Consider the following 21,875-nt stretch of genomic DNA (forward strand, 5'->3'; position numbering starts at 1 on the left):
CGGGACGGGCACGGCTGTACGCGGTCCTTGATGCTGTGCGACAGGGCCACTTGGGCCGGTGCGACGCTGGGGCTGAGGCCGACCCTACTCGCTTGGTCTCAGCCCCCCAGCCTGTCAAGCCCCCGTAGCCGGGCTCAGCCGTCCCCGCCGCCGCGACGCCGCTCGACGGACATATTCACCCGGGAGGCGGCCACGGCTGTCACCGCGAGCGCCACCAGGGCCGAGGCAGGGGCGGCAACAGCCCACGGCGCCCGCTCGATGTAGGGCAGGGCCTCGGACAGCGCCAGTCCCCAGTCCGGCGTGGGGGCCTGTGCGCCCAGGCCGAGGAAGCCCAGACCGGCCAGCGCCAGGGCGATCCCCGGCAGCCGCAGGGCGGCGTGACGTGCCAGGGGCGGGGCGATGGCAGGCACCACCCGCGTCAGGGTGATCCGCGCCCTTCCCTCTCCCAGCACCGGGGCCAGGGCGACATCGGGCCGCTGACAGACCTCGCGCACGAGCGAGCCGGCGTGTGACGCCAGTGGCGCCCACGCCACGCAGCCCACCGCCACGGCGGCGCCCAGGGCGCTCGGACCTGTCACGGCCGCCACGACCAGTCCCGCCAGGACCGGCGGGGCCGCGTTGGCGACCTCGGTGAAGCCCATGGCGGCACGAGGCACCAGCCCCAGCAGCATGGCCACCAGGAAGCACGCGAGGCACACAGCCAGGGCGGTGGTCGTGGTGGAGACCGCCCCGTGGGCCACGCGGGCCAGGACGTCACGCCCCAGGGCGTCACCTCCCAGCGGCAGGGCCAGGCTGGGTACCTCTAGCCGCTCGTAGCCGGTGGCCAGCGGGTTCCGGCCGATCCCCGCACAGACTATCCCTATCAGGACCACCGACCCGAGCACGGCGATGACGCCCGCACTACGCCCCGGACGGCGCACAGGGGGAGGCGCGGGCAGCGGGGTCCCGACGGCTGCCCCCAGCAGCCACCGACGGACCAGCTCTGCCAGGGCACCTGCTCCTACGGCCAGCGCCAGCAGGAGCAGGATCCCCGCCTGGAGGGAGGGGACGTCCTGCGCGGTGGCCGAGCTCAGGAGCATCCTGCCGATCCCGGGGATCGCGAAGATCTGCTCGGTGGCCACCACACCCCCGGTCAGCCCGACCACCACCAGGCCCACCTGGCCGCACAGGGGCGCCAGGGCGCGACGCAGCACCGCCCGTGCCAGGGCGGCGCGGGATATGCCAGTAGTGGTCCAGGTAGCCACCCACCGCTCGTTGAAGGTCGCCGTGACGGCGTCGGCAAGCAGACCGCCCAGGAGACCGCCGCCGGGCAGACCCAGGGTGAGGGCTGGCAGCACCACCTGGGCAGCCCGTCCCCATCCGTAAGGTGGCAGCAGCCCAGCATAGACCGCCAGCGCCAGTAGGAGCACCGGGGCCAGGAGGTACTCCGGCAGCGAGGTCAGGAGGGCCGCGACGGCCCCGCCCTGGGGACGGGGCTCCCCCCGCAGCCCGGCCCGCATGGCTGGCAGGGTAAGCAGTGTCGCGACAAGGAGGGACACCAGGAGGGCCGCCCCCATGAGGTCCAGGGACACGCTGAAGGCGTCCAGCGTACCGGGGGCGACGTCACCGCCCGACACCCATGACGTACCCAGGTCGCCGCGGAGGACACCTCCCAGCCAGTGGCCGATGCTGCCCAGGGGACCGTCGCCCAGACCCAGCCGCTCCCGGATGGCCTCCAGCGCCTCCGGGGTGGGCTCACGCTCGTCAGAGGTTGCCCGCAGGATGGTCAAGGCAGGATCGTTGGCTGACAGCCACGGCAGCATCCCCACCAAGGCCACCAGTCCGCTAAAGGCGAGCACCCGGGAGGCCACAACCACCCCGTCGTAGCGGCGGCGGGCCCTGCGCGGGAGACCCACCACCTTGCCTGCCACCCGGGCCATCAGCCCACCTGCTGCCTGACTCACTGCCCGACCGCCGTGGAGGCGGTAATCAGCGCCCTGGTGTACGGGTCCCGCTCGGCACCGGTAAGCCCTGCCGCCTCCCCCTGGAGCAGGCGCTCGTTGACCAGGGGGACGGCCGCTCCGGTGGCGAGGATCGCCTTCTCCGCAGCGATGATGGCCTTGCGCCGCTCGTCCCCGGCCTCCAGCGCGGCGGCCTTGTCCAGCGCGGCGTCCACCTTCGTGTCCTTGAGGAAGCACAGTGAGAACGACCCGTCGGAGGAGAAGTCGGACTCCATGTAGGCCACCGGGTCCCCAGAGTCCAGAACCGTGCCGCGTGACAGGAGGAAGGCGTCGAAGGCTCCCGCCAGGGCGTCGGACTCGATCTGCTCGTACTCGCGCACGTCGTTCGTGACCGTGAACCCTGCCCTCTCCAGCTGGGCCGTGATGACGACCAGGACCTCCTCGAGCTCGGGACGGTCGCTGTAGGTACCGATCGTGATGGTGGTCCCCTCGGGAACTTTGGCAGCCTTGGCGGCCCCGGGAACCTGGTCCGTAGCACCAGCGCCCTTGGCCCCGGTAAAGGACGTGGTGCCCCAGGACCGCAGTTCCTCGGCCCACGTCAGTGCCGGGCCGAACAGACCGGGCGCGACGTCGGCGTAGCCCTCGTAGACGGTGCCGGTGAGCTCGGTGGGCTCGATAGCGTCCCTGACGGCGGCTCTGAGGCCCTTGTCGGTAAAGACGCCCTCGGCGGTGTTGAGGTAGAGGGTCAGGGTTCGCGGCGTGACGATCTCGTGCAGGAGCGACTCGTCAAGGTTGGCGACCTGGGAGAAGGGGACCGCCTCGACCACGTCGGCCTCACCGGTGCGCAGGGCGGAGCCACGTGCGGTGCCGTCAGGCACGAAGGACACGTCGATGCCTGACGCGGTGGCGGCCTCTCCCCAGTAGTCCTCATAGCGCTCCAAGGTGGCGGTAGCCGTCCCGTTGACCGCAGTCAGTCTGAAGGGCCCGGTCCCGTAGCCGATAGGGTCAATGACGCCGTCAGAGGCGTCGGGGTAGGCTCCCTCGGCGAGGATCACCATGCTGGGGCTGGATAGGCGCTGCGGGAGCAGCGGGTCGGGTTCGGCCGTGGTGACGACGACCTCGCTGCCCTCGGCGGTGACGCTTAGCTCGACGTCGTCGAGGATACGGGGCGCCTCAGGGTGGCTGGCCGCGAAGTCGATGCAGGCAGCCGCCTGCTCCGCGGTCAAGGCGCTTCCGTCGTGAAAGGTGACCCCTTCGCGGACAGTGAACCGCCACGTGGTGTCGTCGGTGCGCTCCCAGGAGGAGGCGAGCGCCTCGACCAGCTCGCCCTCGGCGTCGAGATTGACCAGGGTCTCGGCGCACGACCACCTGGTCAGCATGAACGCGTCGTCGGAGAAGGGGCTCATACTGGCACGCGGCGTATTAAACATGGCGATGCGGACACGGCCGTCGGCGGCCTCGGACGGGCCACCGCCACAGCCTGCGGCCAGGACAGCACCTGCTCCTATGCCTAGCATCGCGATCGCCTGGCGACGGGTGGGGACCGGTGCGGAGGTGTTCATATCTGTCTCCTTGCAGGTTGCTGAGGCTGGTAGGCGCCCTGCGGGGAAGGCAGGGTGGGCACGGCGTCACGCAGGGCACGGGAGGCGGGATGGGACGGGGCGGTCAGAAGGTCACCCATCGGCGCGTCCTCGACGAGAACCCCGCCGTCCATGACGATCCCGCGGCTGCAGATACGGGCGACAGCCGCTAGGTCGTGGGAGACAACAAGCAGGGCCGGGGCGGGACGGGCGCAGTCCAGGGCCGGGGCGGGACGGGCGCAGTCCAGGGCCGGGGCGGGACGGTCTTGCTGCTCTGCTGGTACGTGCTGGGGCTGGGCTATGGTCTCCTCGTCAGCCAGGTCTGCACCAATCCCCGCCAGGAGCTCCAGGACCTGGCGTCTCAGTGCAGGATCGAGCCCTGACACGGGCTCGTCAAGAAGAAGGTGACGAGGGGCTGGCGCCAGGGCACGGGCGATCGCAACACGTTGAGCCTGCCCGCCAGAGAGCTCGTGCGGACGAGAGCGCCACACCTGCCGAGGAAGCTCCAGACGAGTGAGAAGGTCCTCGGCAGCGGCCGTGTGCTCCTCCCGGCTCCCTGGGACCCCCAGAGTCCGCATGGGTCTGGTGACCTGCGACACGACCCTGAGCCGGGGGTCGAGGCTGCTAGCAGCGTCCTGGGGGACGTACTGGACGACCCGTCGGTAGGAGCGCAGACGACGCGCGCTGCGTCGGCGCACGGGAGTGCCGTCGAGCAGGATCTCCCCGGAGTCCTTCGGTCCCGGAACGTCCAGAAGCAGCAGCGCACGAAGCAAGGTGGTCTTTCCGCATCCAGAGCGTCCGAGGAGGGCAGCACTGCGACCGGCAGGAAGATCAAGACTGACACCGTCGAGGACGGGGCGGAAACCCCCGGAGCCGTCCGGGTAGGAGCGGACGACGTTGCTCATCCTCAGGCCCTCCACGCTAGGATGCCTGCCGCATCAGGGCCAGCCGACGGCCACCGACGTCCTGCGCCTCCGGGAGCCTGACTTCGGCGAACGCTGTCAGAGCGGCCGGGAGAGTTTCACGTCTGGCTGCCTCGCACATGGCCTGCGTCACCGGGTGATCAGGGCAGGCGAGGACCTGCCGCGTGGCTCCTCTCTCGACGACCTCTCCCTGGGAGAGGACCACGATGTCCTCACAGATCATGGCAGCCGGGAGGTCGTGGGTAATCAGTAGCAGGGCCGGGCCGTCGTCGCGCCCGGTCACCTGGACCAGCAGGTCAAGGACCTCGCTGCGAGCGACGACGTCCAGCGCCGTGGTGGGCTCGTCAGCGACCAACACGCTCGGGTCGCCCGCCAGGGCCAGGGCCAGGCAGGCCCGCTGACGCTGGCCTCCTGAGAGGCGTCCGGGCACCCGTCCCGCGAGGTGCTCGTCCAGGCCGACAGCAGCAAGCAGGTCCGTCACGCGCTGGGCGGCCCGGTGGCGGGCACGCCGCGAGCCACGAGCCGCCAGCTCGACCTGGCGCCCCACAGGCGTCAGGGGATGCAGGGCCGTGCTCGGATCCTGGGGGACCAGCGCGACACGGCCCCACAGAGGACGACGTGAGGCGGGCAACGGCAGGAGGTTGGTCGTGGTAGCAGACTCTGGCCCGGCACCCGTGAGCCGCCCAGTCACCGTCAGGCCTGGCGGCAGCACCCCCGCGAGCGCGGCGCAGGTCAACGACTTCCCAGCCCCTGAGGCCCCGACCAGCGCAGTACGGCTCCCTGGGGACAGGACAAGGCTGACGTCCTTGAGCAGCTGACGTCCTCCCGTGCTGACGGTCAATGAGTTAAGAAGGGTTGCCATACCTAAGAACCTTAGAGGCAGAAGAGCTGAGACTCAACCCCGTCACGAAAGAAGGTGGGAACGCAGTCACCACACCACGCGCCCGGGGCCAGCACCCGCGCGGCACCCCGCCCCAGCGTCTGAGAACACCTGTCATAAAGGCACCATAGACCATAATGACAACCGTTCTCAAATTTGACAGGGCAGCCTCCTTGCGCCGCCCCTACCGCTCCCCCTGCGGCTGCTCACCCCACCACACCAGCGACGCCCCCGCGCCGCCACACGCCCGCAGCCCTAGTCGGCCCCGAGCATGCCCAGGTCCCGCACAGCCCCCAGGTCGGCGCTGGTCGCCAGCATCGCGTAGGCGCGCAGAGCGGCAGAGACCTTGCGGGAACGCGGAGAGCGGGGGGTCCAGGCGGCCGCCCCGCGCGCCTCCTCCTGCGCGCGACGACGCTGGATCTCAGCCTCGTCCAGGCGCACAGAGATAGAGCGTGCCGGGATGTCGATGTCGATGACGTCACCACTGCGGACCAGGCCGATGAGGCCGCCCGCCGCCGCCTCCGGAGAGACGTGCCCAATGCTCAGGCCCGAGGTGCCCCCGGAGAAGCGCCCGTCCGTCAGCAGCGCGCACTCCTTGCCCAGGTGCCGGGACTTGATGTAGGTGGTGGGGTAGAGCATCTCCTGCATCCCAGGCCCCCCACGCGGCCCCTCGTGGCTGATGACCACGACGTCCCCGGCAGCGACCTTGCCCCCCAGGATGCCTGCCACGGCGTCGTCCTGGGACTCGAAGACCACTGCGGGACCAGAGAAGGTGAGGATCGAGGCGTCCACGCCCGCTGTCTTGACGATACAGCCCTTGGTTGCCACGTTGCCGAACAGCACGGCCAGGCCCCCGTCCGCCGAGTAGGCGTGCTCCACGTCCCGGATACAGCCGCTGCTGCGGTCGGTGTCCAGCGCCTCCCAGCGGGAGGACTGGGAGAACATCTCCGTGGTGCGCACGCCTGCCGGGGCAGCCAGGTAGCGGGTGCGGTTGTCCTGGCTGACCTCGGAGCCGGGCACACCGTCTGCGCCGGGGCGGGCGATGTCGTACTCGGCCAGCTCGTCGGCCAGCGTGCCGCGCAGGACCGTCATGGTGGAGGTGTCCAGGAGGCCACCCCGGTCGAGCTCGCCGAGGATACCCAGGATCCCCCCGGCCCGGTGGACGTCCTCAATGTGGTACAGGTTGGTGGAGGGGGCCACCTTGGCCAGGTGCGGGACCTTGCGTGAGAGCCGGTCGATGTCAGCCATGGTGAAGTCCACCCTGGCCTCCTGCGCGGCAGCCAGCAGGTGGAGGACGGTGTTGGTGGACCCGCCCATGGCGATGTCCAGGCTCATGGCGTTCTCAAAGGCCGCCTTGGTGGCGATGGACCGGGGCAGGACGGAGTCGTCCTCCTGCTCGTAGTAGGCCTTGGTGATCTCCACGACCTGGCGCCCGACCCGCTCGAAGAGCTCGCCGCGGTCGGAGTGGGTGGCCAGCAGGGTGCCGTTCATCGGCAGCGCCAGGCCCAGGGCCTCGGTCAGGCAGTTCATGGAGTTGGCGGTGAACATCCCTGAGCAGGAGCCGCAGGTGGGACAGGCCAGGCGCTCAATGGCGGAGATTGTCTGGTTGTCGACGGTGTCGTCGGCAGCGTCCATCATCGCGTCAATGAGGTCGAGCTTGCGGGTGGTGCCGTCCGTGGCCACCATCTTCCCCGACTCCATGGGGCCGCCGGAGACGAAGATCGTCGGGATGTCGAGGCGCATGGCGGCCATGAGCATGCCCGGGGTGATCTTGTCGCAGTTGGAGATGCACACCAGGGCGTCCGCGCAGTGGGCAGAGACCATGTACTCCACCGAGTCGGCGATGAGCTCGCGGCTGGGCAGGGAGTAGAGCATGCCGTCGTGCCCCATGGCGATGCCGTCGTCCACGGCGATGGTGTTGAACTCCTTGGCGATACCACCAGCGGCCTCGACCTGGGAGGCGACCAGCCTGCCGACGTCGCGCAGGCCCACGTGCCCGGGGACGAACTGGGTGAAGGAGTTGGCGATCGCGATGATGGGCTTGCCGAAGTCGGAGTCCTTGACGCCGGTGGCACGCCACAGGGCGCGCGCGCCCGCCATGTTACGGCCGGAGGTTGAGGTGGCGCTGCGGTACTGCGGCATGTTCTCTCCTGTCGGGAGGTGTGTAGGGACGTCGCTCGGACACACTCAGCCGTGGCAGCAGCGGCAGCAACCCGGTCGCCGCAGTCGGTGAGGACCCGAGGTTGATGACACCGTGTCTGCCCCCAGCCTAGTGCTCCCTCCTAGAGCACGCACGCGTCGCCGTGCATTCCCGGCCGCCCGGACCGGGGACAGCAGACTGGCGCCAGGTCCGGGCAGCCCGCCCTCAGCACGCGGGTCAGGCCAGGTGTGGCCCGCAGCCGGGAGCCTCCAGCCAGGCTCACCACCCAGGCAGCCAGGGGCTCGCCGTCGGACCGGGCGCTCCGCCATCGCCGTCAGGGGTCACATGACGGCCAGAACCTCCGTGACGAAGACGAGCGTGTCACCGCCCCTGATCCCTGCCTGCGGGACGCCCCGGTCACCGTAGCCCAGCTCGGAAGGGATCGACAGCAGGACCCGGGAGCCGACCCGCTGTCCCGCCAGGGCGTCGTCCCACCCACGGATCACCATCCCGGTGCCGACCTGGAAGGTCAGTGGCTGGCCACGGTCGTAGGAGGTGTCGAAGACCTTCCCGTTCCAGACCTGGCCCAGGTAGTGGCAGGCGATAGTGTCCCCCGGCTCCACCACCTGGCCGTCCCCGGCGTCCAGGACCTGCACCTGGAGGCCCTCGGGGGCCTGCGGGCCGGGGAAGGTCAGGGACGGCCTGGTCCCCTTGGCACCGTCAACGGAGGGCATGTTCATACTGATCATGGCAGGAGCCTACGCGAAGCCGCTGACAGCGCACCCCAGGTCCCGGGTCCACGCCCCGCGCACCAGCCAGCCCCGCCAGCGAGTTCTGGCCAACCTCTGCACCGCTGGTGTGCCGCTCGCGTGCCTGCCCGGGTGCGGGTGTCAGTCACGGAAGTAGGACAGCAGGCGGAGGAACTCGATGTACATCCACACGATGGTCACCACCAGGCCGAAGGCCCCGGCCCAGGCGTAGCGCTGGGGCAGGCGGTTGTCCACGCCCTGCTGGATGGACTCGAAGTCCACCGCCAGGCAGAAGGCGGCCATGACCACCGCGGCCAGCCCGATGACCACGCCCAGGGGGATCCCCATGACCTCGATGCTGCGCAGGCCCCACTGCCCCGAGGTCACCCCGGTGAGCACGAGCCCCAGGTTGACCAGGCTGAACAGCAGGTAGCCGCCCACGGCCACGAGCAGCACGCGCCGGACGCGGCCCTGGACCCGGAAGCCGGCGAACCGGTAAGCGCACAGCACCACCACGAAGGTCGCCGCGGTGGCCAGCACCGCCTGGGCCACGATGCCCTCGTAGCGGTGCTCCATGATCCCGGAGAAGCCCCCCAGCAGCAGGCCCTCGCACACCGCGTAGGCCATGATGAGCGCCGGGGAGGGCACCCGCTTGAAGGAGTTGACCAGCCCCAGGACCAGGCCCCCGACCAGGCCGACAAGCATCAGCATGGTCCCCAGGCCCGTCGTGGCCGGGGTGGTCACCAGGTTCCACGACACCGCCCCGACCACCACGATGACCGCGAACAGGCCCGCGGTACGGATGATGACGTCGTCATAGGTCATCCGCCGCATGTCCGTGCTCGTGGCCGCAGGCGCCTGGTACCGGGCCTCCATGCCCGCCACCTGCTCCGGGCTCACCTGCCCGTAGGAGCCAGCCTGGCCGTCGTGGCTGTGCTGCCCCCAGGCCTGGCCCGGGACCTGGCCCCAGGTCTGCCCATAGCCCTGGCCGGCCCCGTAGGACTGCTGCTGGGCAGCATAGCCAACCTGCCCAGGACCGGTGTGGCCGGGCTGGTAACCCGGCATCGTGGGGTACCCGCCAGGCGTGGTCCCCACAGGCTCGGCCTCACGCACGCCCCCACCCGGGGCAAACGCCCGGCTCTGACTGAAGAAGGGATTACTCACTGTCACTCTCCATTGTGCTGGTCAGGGCCTGCCCCAGGTACCATCGGTCACGACGGCGCAACAGAGCCGCCATCTGGTCCATGATCGACAGGACCAACAGGAACGTCCGCGTCTCCACCTGGTCACCCTAGTCACCACCTGCGTCCACGGACAGGCACCAGTCTAGCCTTCGCGGTGCTGGCAGTCCTGACGGTACAGGCACCCCCTGCCCGAACCGGACCTCCCGGTCTCGCTGACAGGGAAATCAAGGTAATCGGAGCGTCGTGGGTCTCTCACAGGCCGTCCGCCCCTAGCGCGCCCCAGAACCTTCAGGCAGACTCGTTGTCATGCGATCTCCCACGCTGTCCGCGCTCCCCGTGGCCGCCGCGCTCCTCCTCGCTGTCAGCGCCTGCCTTGGCAGCCAGGCAGAGCCTGTCGCCCTGACCACGCTCGGTCCTGCCGACGAGAGCACCCAGAGTGCCACCAGCAACAGCGGCCCCACTAGTGCGCCCAGCAACGAGGCCAGCCCGTCCCAGACCCCCTCCCAGTCAGCCAGCCCGGACTCCTCGCTTGCTTCCGTGGACGACCTGGAGGTAGGGGACTGTCTCACCGACACCATTGACGACGTCATGGCCTCCAACAATCCTCTTCTCCACGTCACCGACTGCGACGACTCCCACTACCTGGAGCTCTACCACACCGGTGAGGCAGCTGACGACGCCTACGAGACCTATGACGAGGAGGCCCTGACCGCCGACGTGGAGACCACGTGCACCGCACAGTTCCCCGAGTACGCCTCCGCCGACGTCAACGGCTCCGACTTCCAGATGCTCTACCTCTACCCGAAGGAGATGGCGTGGCACACCGGTGACCGGGAGTTCCTCTGCTTCGCCCTCAGGATCGACAAGTCTCCCATGACCGGCTCCATCGCCGAGGGTGGGGGAGTCCCGGCAGAGGCCCCCGAGGACACTCAGGACTCCGAGGAGACCACCTGACCCCTCCCGGACCGCTCCCACTGACGCGGCAAAAACGTCGGAGGACAACACGATGCCTTGTTGTCCTCCGACGTTTTTGTCACTTGAGCAGGATACCTGCCGTGTCTCCTCCGCTCTCCTCCATGCGGAGGAGACGCCCTCCCCTCCAGTAGGACGCCAGGGGAACCAGGATTCAGCTTTCCGGGCGAGCCAGACGCTTCACCCACGCTCCTACCCTGGTTTCAGCCAGCGGCCCTCCAGCCTGGTCGCTGACCACCTGCCCGGGCCGCCGGATCCACGGTCGGAGACCTGAGGTGGGGCGCCGCTGCCACTGCCTCCGCCCCGCCCCCGTCTCCGCCATCCCCCGGCCTGGCTCACCCAGCGAGAGGAGACTGTTGTGATTGAGGCTGTCGAGCTGACAAAGCGGTTTGGTGACAAGACGGCCGTGGACCGGGTGTCCTTCACCGTGGAGCCGGGGACAGTGACGGGGTTCCTGGGGCCCAACGGGGCGGGAAAGTCCACCACGATGCGCATGATCATGGGGCTTGACCGCCCCACCGGCGGCAGCGTGCGGGTCAACGGGCGCGCCTACCGGGACCTGGGAGCCCCGCTGTGCGAGGTCGGCGCCCTGCTGGACGCCAAGGGCATGCACGGCTCGCGCAGCGCCCGGGCGCACCTGACCCAGCTGGCGGTGTCCAACGGCATCCCCACCAGGAGGGTCACCGAGGTGCTGGAGATGACCGGGCTGACGAGCGTGGCCCGCAAACGGGTCAAGGGCTTCTCCCTGGGGATGGGCCAGCGCCTGGGGATCGCCGCAGCCATGCTGGGCGACCCCGGGGTGCTCGTCCTGGACGAGCCGGTCAACGGGCTGGACCCCGAGGGCGTCAAGTGGGTGCGTGAGACCTGCCGGGCGCTGGCCGCCCAGGGGCGCACCGTGTTCATCTCCTCTCACCTGATGAGCGAGATGGCCCAGACCGCCGACCAGCTCCTGGTCATCGCCCGGGGACGCATCCTGGCGCGCGGCCCGGTGGACGAGATCATCGCCCAGGCCACCAGCGACGTCGTGCGCGTGGTCTCCCCCCAGGCTGACGCCCTGGCCCAGGCCCTGGCCTCCCGGGGTGTGGAGACCTCCAGCCCCAGCCCTGGCACCCTGACCACCACGACCGCTCCGGCCCACGTGGTCGGCGAGGTCGCCGCCGCAGCCGGGGTCACCCTCCACGAGCTGACCACCCAGCACGCCAGCCTGGAGGAGGCCTACCTCACCCTGACCTCCGACGAGACCGAGTACACCACCGGGCAGGCCACCGGAGCAGCCGCCCCCGACCGCAGGCGGGCACCAGCCACCGCCTAGCAGTGCCTGGTCCGCGAGCCCATGGCCGTACCTGCCGCACCCCTGTCCCCAACCACTACAGCTTTGCCAAGGAACTATCATGCCTACCCCAGCAGCCGCCGCAGCGCCCACCCGGGCAGCCAGCGCCGTGTCCGACACAGTCCCCTCCCCCAGCACAGCCTCCTCCGCCAGGCGCCCCCACCGCAGCCGTATTACCGGGCGCCAAACCTTCATCCGCGCCGTCTACGCCGAGTGGGTCAAGATCCACAGCCTGCGCTCCACCTGGATCACCAGCGGCCTCGCCCTCTTCCTGACCGCCTCCTTCGGAGCCGCTATCGCTATCGCCTACGCTGCCGAGGAGGCGTACAGCGAGGCGGCAGACAGCCTCACGGTCGGTATCACCTTCGGCCAGATCGTCATCTGCGTCCAGGCGGCCCTCATCGTCACCGGCGAGTACGCCTCGGGACAGATCCGCTCCTCCCTGGCCGCCGTCCCCCACCGGGGCAGGCTCCTGGCCGCCAAGGCGGTCGTCGTCTCAGCCCTGGCCTTCCTCCTGGGCCTGGTCTCCATCCTTGTCGCCTGGGGGGTGTCCGCCCCGTTCCTGGGTGAGCACGCCGGGTCCCTCACGGACCCCGAGTACCTGGGATACTTCTGGGGGGCTGGCCTGTCCTTTGTAGGTATCGCGCTCATGTCCCTGGGCCTGGGCTTCCTCCTGCGCTCCACCGCCGGCACCATCACCCTCGCCGTCGTGCTGCTGTTCATCATACAGATCCCCCTGGGCCTGCTCGCAATGAGGTGGCCGCAGGCCGCCGAAGCCGTCGGCCTCCTGCCCGGTGGCGCCAGCCAAGCCGTGTCGGACCCTTTCTCCCAGATCGCTCAGTGGGGGGTAAGCGGCACCCAGTACGCCCTTGAGCACTGGCAGGCTGTCACCGTCTTCGCCGCCTGGGCGGTCGTGCCCGTCGTCATCGGCTGGATCGTCCTGTCCCGGCGTGACGCCTAGGTCAAGCACCTAGGTCCTAGGTAGAGACAGATAGACAGCATGGTCACCACCCAGCCTCTGGCTGGCGGCCCTCACGCGGGCCGGTCCAAGCACCTCGCAACCAGGGAGCGGACCGGCCCGCTGGCCTACCAGCACCCACCGCAACGCACCTCACCCCGCCCGCCGGGCGCCTGCGGGCGGGGTGAGGTGCGTTGCGGTGGCACACTGGCCCCGATGCCCGACTCCTCCCCCAGCCTCGACACTGCCTCGGCCCAGGTCGCCCCAAGAGGGGCGCTTGAGGGTCGTGAGGGTACTGACAGCCGTCGTTCCCCGCGACGCCTCCTGCGTGGCCTCGCCCGCTCACTGACATCCTGGTACCGCAGCCACCCTACCTGGGTGGACGGCGCCATCGCCGTGGCGGTCCTGCTGACCAACATCCTCATGGCCCACCTGACCCTCCATCAGTACGGGGAGTCGCTGTCCTCCGTCGCGGCCCTGGTGGCACGCTACCCCCTGGCGCTTGCCGCCTGGCTGTGCGGTGCTATGGCCCTGACCCTGCGGCGGCGTCACCCCGTGGTGGCGTGGCTGGCTCTGCTGACCCTGCTGCCCCTGTATGAGCAGCTCCTCCTGTGGGTCCACCGACCGCCTACGATCGAGGAGTTCGGGCTGGCCGCTGTCGTCATCACCATATTCGCCTGGCTAGGCGTCCCCATCACCTTGGGAACAGTCGCCGCTCGCAGCCACCCGCTGACAACCTGGACCGCCTGGGTCACGACAATGGCCGTCTTCTACCTGACAGCAGTCTTCATTGAGGGCAACCCTGCGACCTCGGGGCAGACGCTTCAGGTGACGCTCCAGATGACACTCATCTTTCTGGTCACGGTACTGACGGGGCTGAACCTGCGCTCGGCACGCCTACGCGTCACCGAGGTGGAGGTGCGCTCCTCACGCCTGGCGCTGGCTCGCGAGCAGGAGACCCTGCTGGCTGCCTCCAACGAGCGCAGCCGGATCGCCCGGGAGATGCACGACGTCGTCGCCCACTCCCTGGCTGTCATGATCACCATGGCTGACGGCGCGACGGCTACCATCGACCGCGACCCGGCCACCGCTAGGAAGGCCCTGGAGACGCTGGCGGAGACCGGGCGCGGGGCACTGGCGGACACCCGCCGCCTGGTCGGCGTGCTGCGGGAGGACCCGGCGCTGACCGGGGTCGGGCAGGACACTGGTAGCCCGCCCGTCTCCGGGGATCAGCCCTCAGACCCTACCGAGGACGCCCCTGAGGTTGGCGGGGCGCTGCTCCCACCCGACCTTCACCCTGCCGAAGGAGCCGGAGACACCGAGGGCAACGACCCCGGCCCCTCCCGGAGCGCGGCAGCTAGGTCCCGGGCAGCCCGGACGGGCACCCGGTCATCCCGCTCCCCCGAGGTGCGCGACCTGCCTGTCCCGGAGTTCGCACCTCCGGGGACCGTGGCGGCTGTCGAGCCCAGCGCCCCGATCGCGGACCTGCGCCGGGAGGCCACCGACCACGACTCGGACTCCTCCGCAGGGGCAACCCCGCTGGCTCCGGCCCCGGAGCAGGCGGATATCGCCGGGCTGGTGGGACGCTTCCGCGCCGCTGGGGTCCCGGTGGACTACACGTGGTCTGGGGAGGCGCTGCCTGAGGACAAGGCCCTCCAGCTGACAGTGTTCCGTATCGCTCAGGAGGCCCTGACCAACATCCTGCGCTACGCTCCTACCTCACCGCGGGTGGCAGTCACCGTCGAGCGTCACACTGGCACGGCTGTCCTCACCGTGGACAACGAGGCGGCTCCCGGAGCCCGCCCGATGCACGGCTCCGGCAAGGGCCTCATCGGCATGCGGGAGCGGGCTGCGGTCTATGGCGGGAGCGTCCAGGCCGGACCGACCGCCACGGGCTGGCGGGTCCGGGCGGTCCTGCGCTGGGACGAGAAGAACGAAGGAACACTGTCATGGCAGATGCCTCTGTGAACGACCCCGTGAGCAACCCGGCCGTATCCGGCAACGACGACGGTGCGGGTACCCCGGAGGACCCCGCACCGGTGAGCGTCCTCCTGGCTGACGACCAGTCCCTCATGCGTATGGGCTTCCGCATGGTGCTGGACGCCGAGCCGGGTATCGACGTCATCGGTGAGGCCTCCGACGGGGCCACTGCCGTCACCCAGGCCCGGGCGCTGGGACCCGACGTCATCCTCATGGACGTGCGCATGCCGGGGATGAACGGGATTGAGGCGACCGAGACGATCGTGCGGGAGCTCCCCGGCACCCGGATCCTGATCTTGACCACCTTCGACCTGGACGAGTACGCCTTTGCCGGGCTGCGTGCCGGAGCCTCGGGGTTCCTCCTCAAGGACACGCGTCCAGCAGACCTGGCAGCCGCCATCCGTACGGTGGCCTCCGGCGAGGCCGTGGTCTCCCCCCGGGTCACCAGGAGGATGCTGGAGATGTTTGCCTCCTCGCTGCCGGAGGACCAGGAGAGGACCGCCACCTCCCAGGACCCGCGCATCACCTCCCTGACCCCCCGGGAGAAGGAGATCCTGCTGCTCATGGCCCGGGGGATGTCCAACGCGGAGATCGCCGACCATCTGGTGGTGTCCGCCACCACGGTGAAGACCCACGTCGGCAACGTGCTGACCAAGCTGGACGTGCGCGACCGGGTCCAGGCCGTCGTCCTCGCCTACGAGTCAGGGCTCATGGCCTAGGAGCAGGACCCGGCTCCGGCCTCCCACCGGCTGAGGCTGCCACGCTCGTCACGGCGCGGGTAACGGTCGTAGGTGTCGATATGCACCAGCAGGTCAGCCCGTTGCAGAGCACCCAGGGAGTCCGGGGTGAACTGGACCACGACCTGGTCCTGGCGCACCGTGGCGGGCAGGGAGTCCGCCGCCCGGCAGGCATCGTCCTGGTCGTCAAACATCATGACCACAGCGGTGTCCGAGGTCACCGCCCACCGGCAGGGCAGGTCATCCACACAGGTCTGCGCCGTGGTCTCCTCCGGGTCAGGCATGAGCTCGGGGTCAAGGGTCCCCAACTCCATCGTCCACTCCGCCAGGGCATCAGCACGCTGTGCCTCGTGGCGGGCCGCCATGGCGTTGCAGCCTGCGAGACCCCCGTACAGCAGGCCCAGGACCGCCACCACGATGACGATCCCCCGGAGCTGACCCCGCAACGCGCCACGTACCGCCACCACGACCACACCCTACGACGGGCAGGACTCGATGACCCAGGGAAACCAGGACAGGTCCTCGATCATGCTGTCCGGATAACGATCGTAGATGTGGAAGTGCCGCAACAGGTCGGCCCGCTCCTGCGTGGTCAGGGCACCGGGGGTGAACTGGACGGCAAGCCAGCTGCGTCGAACTGTGCCGGACAGTCTGTCTGCGGCCCGGCAGGCGTCCCTCTGGTCGTCGAACATCATGACCACCGCAGTATCTGAGGTGACCGCCCACCGGCAGGGCAGGTCCTGCGTACACGTCTGGTCCGTGGTCTCCACCGGATTGGGCATGAGCTCTGGGTTGAGCGCCCCCAGCTCCACTGCCCAGTCCGCCGGAATGTCGTCACGACGCTCCGTGTAGTGAGCCGTCATCATGACAGCAGCCACAACACCTCCGCACAGCAGACCTAAGACCGCCACCACAATGACGATCTCCCGGACCTGGCTGCGGAACGGAGTATGTGCTGCCATGACATCACACCCTACGGACAGTGGCGGATGATCCAGGGGAAGTTGTCGATGGCGTCAGTGGAACGCTTGTAGCTGTCAAAGTGCACCAGCAGGTCGGTCCGTTGCTCCACACTCAAGGTGCCGGGGGTGAACTGGACGGCAAGCCAGTCGTGGCGCACCGTGTGAGGCAAGGTCTCTGCGGCTCGGCAGGCCTCCGCCTGGTCGTCGAACATCATGACGACGGCGGTGTCCGAGGTGACCGCCCACCGGCAGGGCAGGTCATCCACGCAGGTCCTCTCCGTCGTCTCCACCGGGTCAGGAAATACCTCAGAATCATAAGACCCCAGAAATATAGCCCAGTCCACCGGAATATCATCGCGGCGCTCCATCGCCACGGTACAGGCCACGAATCCGCCGAGCAGGAGGACCAGCACCACAGCCACGATCAGGACACTCCGTCCCCAGGTCTGCAACGCAGTCCGCCACTGCCCTATCATAATCGGCTCCTGCACCTAAAGAACCCCTTAAGGACGGAACGACAGTATAAAGAAGTGACACCCACGGAGCACAACAGTGACATACTCCCGCCTACTCCCAATTACACTGGTGCTCCCACACAGCATACCACCGCGAGTTGTTAGGCCTGAACATCTCCAGATCCCAGTGAAACCCCGCACCAACAACAGGACGCCCGTAAAGAACATGGCAATTGTATTGCTGTTGAATAGTCAGTTTGTCGGCCGTCCGTGGCCTCTTGTCCACGACTTCATCCCACCCGTAGGTCATGAGGATCGTCTCCGCGCTAACTACACTGGTGTAATATACAAATCGCCCCCAGTTAGACAGCACTACGGAGATTACCAACTGATCATTCTCCTGGCCGTCGCGGTTGTACACAGCCTCGCTGAACAGGTCGATGCCCAGCCACGGGTCCGCCACCACGGGGTAGGCGGCTCCGCCGGAGTGGTGCTCGATCACCTGGGTGACCACCACGCCGCCGGAGCTGGACTCCTCGACCTCGTAGCGGGTGGCCAGCTCGGTGCCGTTGGCGTCCTTGGCCCACGGCGGGGTCAGGCCCCCGAGGAACTCGCCCTCGGCGGAGGTGAACACCACCCCGCCGTCCTCCTCAGCCACCTCGGCAGCCGCCCCCTCAGGCAGACCCACCTGGAAGGGGTAGCGCTCGGGCGCGTCCGCGGACTCCACCATGAGGGCCACCTGGGCGGAGCCGTCCTCCTTGACCACCGCCACGGAGGTGAACCCCTGCTCGTTGGCGAAGGACACCACCCCGTCACCCACCGGCACGGCGGTCTCAGAAGTCTCAGCGTAGGGCAGGGTGAGGCTGACCTCCTTGCCCTGCTGCGAGGTCAGGTGGATCGGGGTGCTGGGGTCCTCGGAGACCACCGTGTCGGTGACGTCGGTGTCCACCGTCAGCACCTGGCTGGTGCTGGTGCTCGGCGTCACCGCCGCGACGTCGTCCAGGAGGTTCCCGCCAGGCACGGCCGCCAGGGTCTCGCGGACAGTCTCCGGGTCGGTGGCCGCAGACGCGGTCGAGGCGGGGACGACGGCGAACAGGGCGGTCACGACTGCGGCCGCCGCAGCCGTCAGGGTCGTAAGCCGTCGGTACCTGGCAGTGCGAGTCATGCTAGGCCCCTCTTGATCGTCCCTTGTCATCGTTGACACGCGGCCCGCCACCCCGGCGAGCCGCTGACATGTACTGTCACGGCAACTTTATCACAGATATCGCAGAGATAACGGTGTTCCTCCGAGACTCAGCACACGTGAGCCCACTCCGCCGGGGACGTCCTCACCTCGGGCACCGGCGTCTCCACCCCAGCAGACCCGGCCCCGTGTGCGGCCGGGCCACCAGGCGCCCGCCCAGGCGTGGAGACGCGAGGGCAGCACAAGCGGGCTACACCTCCGGCGCCGCAGCGGGCGCGTGGAGGCGCTGCTGGGCGGCCTCCAGCCCCAGGGCCACCACCTGCTCCACGGCGTCGGCGGCCTGCTCCAGGGTCACGGCCAGGGCCTGGCGCTCACCCACAGGGACATCGCCCAGCACGTAGTCCGCCGGGTCCTGGCGCCCCGGCGGGCGCCCGATCCCCACGCGCAGCCGGGCGTAGTCCCGCGTGCCCAGGGCGGAGGAGACCGAGCGCAGGCCGTTGTGCCCGCCCTCGCCGCCGCCGCGCTTGAGCCGCAGGACGTGAGCGGGCAGGTCGAGCTCGTCGTGGACCACCAGCAGCTGGTCCGCACCCACCCCGTAGTAGTCGGCCAGCGCCTTGACCGGGCCGCCGGAGCCGTTCATCAGGGTGCCGGGCTGGGCCAGGACAGCCCGGGGTCCGGGCGCTCCCCCGGGCAGCACCCCCAGACGCACCTCGGCCACCTGGGCGCGGGCACGGTGGGAGGACAGCCGCGCCCCGGCGCGCCCGGCCAGGACGTCCACCACCATGCGCCCCACGTTGTGGCGGTTGCGGGCGTAGCGGGGGCCGGGGTTGCCCAGCCCCACCACCAGCCAGGGCGCGCTCACGCCCGGCTCCCCCCGGAGCTCACTGCGCAGCCTCGGCCGGTGCCGATCCCCTGGAGTCCTCCCTCACGTTGACCACGCCGAGCCCGGCGTCGGAGACCGCCTCCACGCCCTCCGGCAGGGACAGGTCGGCCACCGTGATGACGGTCCCGGCCTGCACACCGGTCACGTCCACCTCGATCACCTCAGGGATAGCCACCGCAGAGGCGGAGACCACGACGTGGTCAGCCTCAACCATGTGCATGGTGCCGGGGGCGGCGTCCCCGACCACGGTCACCGGGACCTCGACCTGCACCTGCTCGTTGCGGTTGACCAGGAGGAAGTCGACGTGCTGGACACCCGGGCGCACGGGGTGACGCTGCACCTCCTTGGTGAGGACCAGGAGGGGCTGCTCGCCCTCGATCTCCAGCTCCACCAGGGCGTTCTCGTTGGAACGCAGGGCCATACGGGTGGCGTGCTCCTCCAGCAGCAGGTGCCGGGGCTGGGCGCCGTGGCCGTAGACCACGGCGGGAACCTGCCCGGCACGACGGGCCTGCCGAGCAGGCCCCTTGCCCAGCGCGGTGCGCAGCTGTGCCTTGAGAGTGACGGTGTTGTCTGCCATGAGGGTCTCCTCCGTGCCGATCAGGTGGTCCGGCGGGCGCGACGACGCGCACGGTGACCAGGCACCACCACGTCGATCACGGATGCGCGCGCAGGGGCGCGTCCCTCGCCGGGGTAACGCGGCGATCCTACGTCACCCCCGGCGCGCTGGTGGGCCGCCAGGCGGTGAGGCCGCCCACGAGAGGCGCCTGGGGGGTCGGCAGGCAGGCGCGGCCCTCGCACGCACCACCCCACGCCACCGGAGCGCCGACCCGCCCGGGCCTGTGCCTGGCCGCAGTGTCCTCACCTCCCCGAGCCACTACCCCGCCCGGACGCAGGAGCAGCAGGCCTACCGTCCGCCCAGGAGTGCCAGGCAGCGGCGCACCTCCGCCAGGGGCAGCTGCCCGGGGGCGGAGGGCTCCGCCCGCCCCTCCTCGTCGGGGACAACGGCGAAGGTCAGGGCGGAGCCGAACGCGGCCGCCACCCGGGTCACCGCACCGAGCGCTCCCATAGACATGGCTGCCACAGGCACCGGCAGACGGGCACGCGCTGTCACCGTCAGCAGGCGGGCGACGTCAACGGCGTCGGTGGGCCACACCGCCACCTTGGCCAGGTCCGCCCCCTGGGCCACCATGCGCTCCAGCACGTCTTCCAGGACCGCCTCCCCGGGGGTGGCGGTGACGTCGTGAAAGGAGGCGACGACGTCGGTGCCCACCACGTGGGCTGCCCGCGCCACGCGCTCCAGGCAGCCGCGCTCCAGTTCGACGTCGACCGCGACCGGGCGCAGGGGGGCAGGCAGCCCGGCGGCGCCCTCCACCACCGCCAGGAGCAGGGCCTCGTAGAAGGCGTCATTGATGTCGGCCCGGCCTCCCTCCGCAGCGGTACGGCACGTCAGCAGCACAGGAGCGCCACCCCCCTGTCTGCCGGGGACCCCAGGGGACCCGGGAGGCTCAGGAACCACAGCCCCCACGGCCTCCACCGCCTCCAGCACCACCCGGGCGACCCCAGCAGCCCTGGCAGCCTGAGCGGTCTCAGCCTCCTGCACGTGCCCACCCGTCCGGCTGGCCCCGCAGGCCCGAGCAGCCTCGGCCACCTGCTTACGCACCGGCTCCAGCAGGTCCACCCGAAGCTCCAGCACATCCGCCCCCGCTGCCATCGCACGGGCAGCCTGCTGCCGGGCCTGGGCCAGCGTCGGCCCCGTCAGGGACACGGCGACCGCCGGGCCGCCTAGGCCGATCGTCGTGGTGCCCCAGTCCAGGACCCGTGGCAGCGGCCTGCTCGGTGCCGGGCCTGCCGCCGCACCGGCGCCGTCAGCACCCCCCGGGCCTGCGGAGCCTGCCCCGCCAACGACGCCTGCCGGGCTCACGGCTCCTCCCCCGGGGTGGCTGGCTCCCCGTGCCCCGCCGCCGTGCACGCCCAGGACGGGGCAGCGGGAGGCACCAGGGACAGGGCGATACCGTCGAGGATGTCGTGGAGGCTGGTGGTCACCGTCTCCAGGGGCCGCCCAGCCGCCGCCGTCTCCTGCGCGACCCTGCCGACCACCTCCGCCCACACCAGCGCCCCCGCGGCGATGACGTCGCGGCGCCCCGGCGCCAGGTAGCCCCACCGCTGCCGCTCCTGGGGGGTCGAGCCCGTGATCGCCTCACAGGATGCCAGCACGGCCTCCACACCCAGCTCGGCTCCGTCGATCGCGTCGGGGTCAAAGTGCTCCAAGCCCAGGGCGTGGGCCGTCACCGTGGCCACGGTACCCGCCAGGCCCACCAGACGTGCAGGGGCGGCGAGGTCAACCACCTCTGCGGCCTGGTCCAGCAGCGCACGCACCTCGTCACGGGCAGCAGCCAGGGCCTGGAGGCCAGTACCCCCGGTGAGAAAACGCTCGGTGACACGCACGCTGCCAGTGTCCAGGCTGACTGTGCTGCGAGGCTCCCGGCCTCCCAGGACCAGCTCGGTGGAGCCGCCGCCCAGGTCAACCACGAGCCTCTCAGCACCAGCAGTGCCAGTAGTACCAGCACTGTCGACACCGTCAGCACCCCCGTCTCCCAGAAGGGAGCCGACAAAGGACAGCCGGGCCTCCTCCTGCCCACTGACCACCTGGGGCGCCACCCCCACCAGGCGGGCCACCCCGGCAGTGAAGTCGTCACGGTTGTCCGCGTCACGGGTCGCGGAGGTGGCCACGAACCGCCGGGAACCCGGCCCCTCGGGGACCCCCAGCTCACGGCAGTCCTCGGCGTAGTCGGCCACGGCAGCCAGGGTCCGCTCCAGGGCCTGCGGGTCCAGGCGGCCGGTACGGTCCACCCCCTGGCCCAGGCGGACGATCTGGCTGCGCCTGCGCAGCGGCTCCAGGCGCGCCCGGCCAAGGTCGTCACGCCAGGCCTGGGCGACGAGCAGGCGAATAGTGTTGGTACCGCAGTCAATAGCGGCGACTCGGGTCATCGGTGGTCTCTCTGCGTCGACGGAGGCGTCA

General features: G+C 70.0%; 20 protein-coding genes. 5 read left to right on the plus strand and 15 right to left on the minus strand.

Annotation, left to right across the window (positions count from 1 at the left end; all coding sequences use genetic code 11):
- Positions 1–134: 134 nt before the first annotated feature.
- The 7 genes from CWS50_RS10700 to CWS50_RS10730 form a co-directional block, all read right to left on the minus strand.
- Positions 135–1,919 (minus strand): ABC transporter permease subunit, encoded by a 1,785-nt coding sequence (locus CWS50_RS10700; RefSeq protein ID WP_127842775.1) that lies wholly within the window; start codon positions 1,917–1,919, stop codon positions 135–137.
- A gap of 20 nt (positions 1,920–1,939) precedes the next feature.
- Positions 1,940–3,502, minus strand: a complete 1,563-nt coding sequence (locus tag CWS50_RS10705; protein WP_127842776.1) for an ABC transporter substrate-binding protein — start codon at positions 3,500–3,502, stop codon at positions 1,940–1,942.
- Positions 3,499–4,425, minus strand: coding sequence for an ATP-binding cassette domain-containing protein (locus tag CWS50_RS10710; RefSeq protein ID WP_127842777.1), 927 nt, complete (start codon positions 4,423–4,425; stop codon positions 3,499–3,501). Before CWS50_RS10710 ends, CWS50_RS10705 begins: the two co-directional genes overlap by 4 nt.
- 16 nt (positions 4,426–4,441) lie before the next feature.
- A complete protein-coding gene (locus tag CWS50_RS10715; protein ID WP_127842778.1) occupies positions 4,442–5,305 on the minus strand; it encodes an ATP-binding cassette domain-containing protein in 864 nt (287 codons plus the stop codon).
- Between the two features lie 273 nt (positions 5,306–5,578).
- Entirely contained in the window at positions 5,579–7,465 is a 1,887-nt protein-coding gene (ilvD, locus tag CWS50_RS10720) for a dihydroxy-acid dehydratase (protein WP_127842779.1), read from the minus strand.
- A gap of 339 nt (positions 7,466–7,804) precedes the next feature.
- A complete protein-coding gene (locus CWS50_RS10725) occupies positions 7,805–8,212 on the minus strand; it encodes an FKBP-type peptidyl-prolyl cis-trans isomerase (protein ID WP_127842780.1) in 408 nt (135 codons plus the stop codon).
- Between the two features lie 141 nt (positions 8,213–8,353).
- On the minus strand, positions 8,354–9,376 hold the full coding sequence (locus CWS50_RS10730) for a Bax inhibitor-1/YccA family membrane protein (RefSeq protein ID WP_127842781.1): 1,023 nt from the start codon (positions 9,374–9,376) through the stop codon (positions 8,354–8,356).
- A gap of 326 nt (positions 9,377–9,702) precedes the next feature.
- On the opposite strand from CWS50_RS10730, the gene CWS50_RS10735 reads away from it, so the two are divergent.
- From CWS50_RS10735 to CWS50_RS10755, 5 genes are all read left to right on the plus strand, one after another.
- A complete protein-coding gene (locus tag CWS50_RS10735; protein ID WP_127842782.1) occupies positions 9,703–10,350 on the plus strand; it encodes a septum formation family protein in 648 nt (215 codons plus the stop codon).
- A gap of 376 nt (positions 10,351–10,726) precedes the next feature.
- Complete coding sequence (locus CWS50_RS10740) at positions 10,727–11,680, plus strand: ABC transporter ATP-binding protein (RefSeq protein ID WP_127842783.1); 954 nt, start codon at positions 10,727–10,729, stop codon at positions 11,678–11,680.
- A gap of 79 nt (positions 11,681–11,759) precedes the next feature.
- Positions 11,760–12,659: an ABC transporter permease gene (locus tag CWS50_RS10745; RefSeq protein ID WP_127842784.1), complete on the plus strand. Its 900-nt coding sequence runs from the start codon at positions 11,760–11,762 to the stop codon at positions 12,657–12,659.
- 213 nt (positions 12,660–12,872) lie between these two features.
- Positions 12,873–14,624 (plus strand): sensor histidine kinase, encoded by a 1,752-nt coding sequence (locus CWS50_RS10750; protein WP_243118304.1) that lies wholly within the window; start codon positions 12,873–12,875, stop codon positions 14,622–14,624.
- Entirely contained in the window at positions 14,606–15,355 is a 750-nt protein-coding gene (locus CWS50_RS10755) for a response regulator (protein ID WP_127842785.1), read from the plus strand. Before CWS50_RS10750 ends, CWS50_RS10755 begins: the two co-directional genes overlap by 19 nt.
- Here CWS50_RS10755 and CWS50_RS10760 read toward each other — a convergent pair.
- The 8 genes from CWS50_RS10760 to CWS50_RS10795 all read right to left on the minus strand — a co-directional run bounded on the left by CWS50_RS10760 (position 15,352) and on the right by CWS50_RS10795 (position 21,844).
- The gene (locus tag CWS50_RS10760; RefSeq protein ID WP_127842786.1) at positions 15,352–15,840 is read right to left on the minus strand and encodes a hypothetical protein; all 489 of its coding nucleotides are present in this window, start codon (positions 15,838–15,840) and stop codon (positions 15,352–15,354) included. The genes CWS50_RS10755 and CWS50_RS10760 overlap by 4 nt on opposite strands.
- A gap of 9 nt (positions 15,841–15,849) precedes the next feature.
- Positions 15,850–16,335: a hypothetical protein gene (locus tag CWS50_RS10765; RefSeq protein WP_127842787.1), complete on the minus strand. Its 486-nt coding sequence runs from the start codon at positions 16,333–16,335 to the stop codon at positions 15,850–15,852.
- Positions 16,336–16,346: 11 nt separating this feature from the next.
- Entirely contained in the window at positions 16,347–16,757 is a 411-nt protein-coding gene (locus tag CWS50_RS10770) for a hypothetical protein (protein WP_127842788.1), read from the minus strand.
- A 145-nt stretch (positions 16,758–16,902) separates the two neighbouring features.
- Positions 16,903–17,955, minus strand: coding sequence for a DUF2599 domain-containing protein (locus CWS50_RS10775; RefSeq protein ID WP_127842789.1), 1,053 nt, complete (start codon positions 17,953–17,955; stop codon positions 16,903–16,905).
- 268 nt (positions 17,956–18,223) lie between these two features.
- Positions 18,224–18,835, minus strand: coding sequence for an aminoacyl-tRNA hydrolase (pth, locus tag CWS50_RS10780; RefSeq protein ID WP_127842790.1), 612 nt, complete (start codon positions 18,833–18,835; stop codon positions 18,224–18,226).
- A gap of 19 nt (positions 18,836–18,854) precedes the next feature.
- A complete protein-coding gene (locus CWS50_RS10785) occupies positions 18,855–19,433 on the minus strand; it encodes a 50S ribosomal protein L25/general stress protein Ctc (protein ID WP_127842791.1) in 579 nt (192 codons plus the stop codon).
- Positions 19,434–19,760: 327 nt separating this feature from the next.
- Positions 19,761–20,777, minus strand: a complete 1,017-nt coding sequence (locus CWS50_RS10790; protein WP_243118305.1) for a type I 3-dehydroquinate dehydratase — start codon at positions 20,775–20,777, stop codon at positions 19,761–19,763.
- Positions 20,774–21,844 carry a Ppx/GppA phosphatase family protein gene (locus CWS50_RS10795; RefSeq protein ID WP_127842792.1) on the minus strand — a complete coding sequence of 357 codons (1,071 nt, stop codon included), beginning with the start codon at positions 21,842–21,844 and terminating at the stop codon, positions 20,774–20,776. The genes CWS50_RS10790 and CWS50_RS10795 overlap by 4 nt, the downstream gene beginning before the upstream one ends.
- Positions 21,845–21,875: the final 31 nt, after the last annotated feature.

It is taken from the genome of Actinomyces wuliandei (assembly GCF_004010955.1).
In the GTDB taxonomy this organism is placed as follows: domain Bacteria; phylum Actinomycetota; class Actinomycetes; order Actinomycetales; family Actinomycetaceae; genus Actinomyces; species Actinomyces wuliandei.

What these genes read in the sequence shown, in the direction of transcription:
- CWS50_RS10700 (WP_127842775.1), bottom strand. Translation starts at nt 1,919, where the DNA reads ATGGCCCGGGTGGCAGGCAAGGTGGTGGGTCTCCCGCGCAGGGCCCGC.
- CWS50_RS10705 (WP_127842776.1), bottom strand. Translation starts at nt 3,502, where the DNA reads ATGAACACCTCCGCACCGGTCCCCACCCGTCGCCAGGCGATCGCGATG.
- CWS50_RS10710 (WP_127842777.1), bottom strand. Translation starts at nt 4,425, where the DNA reads ATGAGCAACGTCGTCCGCTCCTACCCGGACGGCTCCGGGGGTTTCCGC.
- CWS50_RS10715 (WP_127842778.1), bottom strand. Translation starts at nt 5,305, where the DNA reads ATGGCAACCCTTCTTAACTCATTGACCGTCAGCACGGGAGGACGTCAG.
- ilvD (WP_127842779.1), bottom strand. Translation starts at nt 7,465, where the DNA reads ATGCCGCAGTACCGCAGCGCCACCTCAACCTCCGGCCGTAACATGGCG.
- CWS50_RS10725 (WP_127842780.1), bottom strand. Translation starts at nt 8,212, where the DNA reads ATGATCAGTATGAACATGCCCTCCGTTGACGGTGCCAAGGGGACCAGG.
- CWS50_RS10735 (WP_127842782.1), top strand. Translation starts at nt 9,703, where the DNA reads ATGCGATCTCCCACGCTGTCCGCGCTCCCCGTGGCCGCCGCGCTCCTC.
- CWS50_RS10745 (WP_127842784.1), top strand. Translation starts at nt 11,760, where the DNA reads ATGCCTACCCCAGCAGCCGCCGCAGCGCCCACCCGGGCAGCCAGCGCC.
- CWS50_RS10750 (WP_243118304.1), top strand. Translation starts at nt 12,873, where the DNA reads ATGCCCGACTCCTCCCCCAGCCTCGACACTGCCTCGGCCCAGGTCGCC.
- CWS50_RS10755 (WP_127842785.1), top strand. Translation starts at nt 14,606, where the DNA reads ATGGCAGATGCCTCTGTGAACGACCCCGTGAGCAACCCGGCCGTATCC.
- CWS50_RS10765 (WP_127842787.1), bottom strand. Translation starts at nt 16,335, where the DNA reads ATGGCAGCACATACTCCGTTCCGCAGCCAGGTCCGGGAGATCGTCATT.
- CWS50_RS10775 (WP_127842789.1), bottom strand. Translation starts at nt 17,955, where the DNA reads ATGACTCGCACTGCCAGGTACCGACGGCTTACGACCCTGACGGCTGCG.
- CWS50_RS10785 (WP_127842791.1), bottom strand. Translation starts at nt 19,433, where the DNA reads ATGGCAGACAACACCGTCACTCTCAAGGCACAGCTGCGCACCGCGCTG.
- CWS50_RS10795 (WP_127842792.1), bottom strand. Translation starts at nt 21,844, where the DNA reads ATGACCCGAGTCGCCGCTATTGACTGCGGTACCAACACTATTCGCCTG.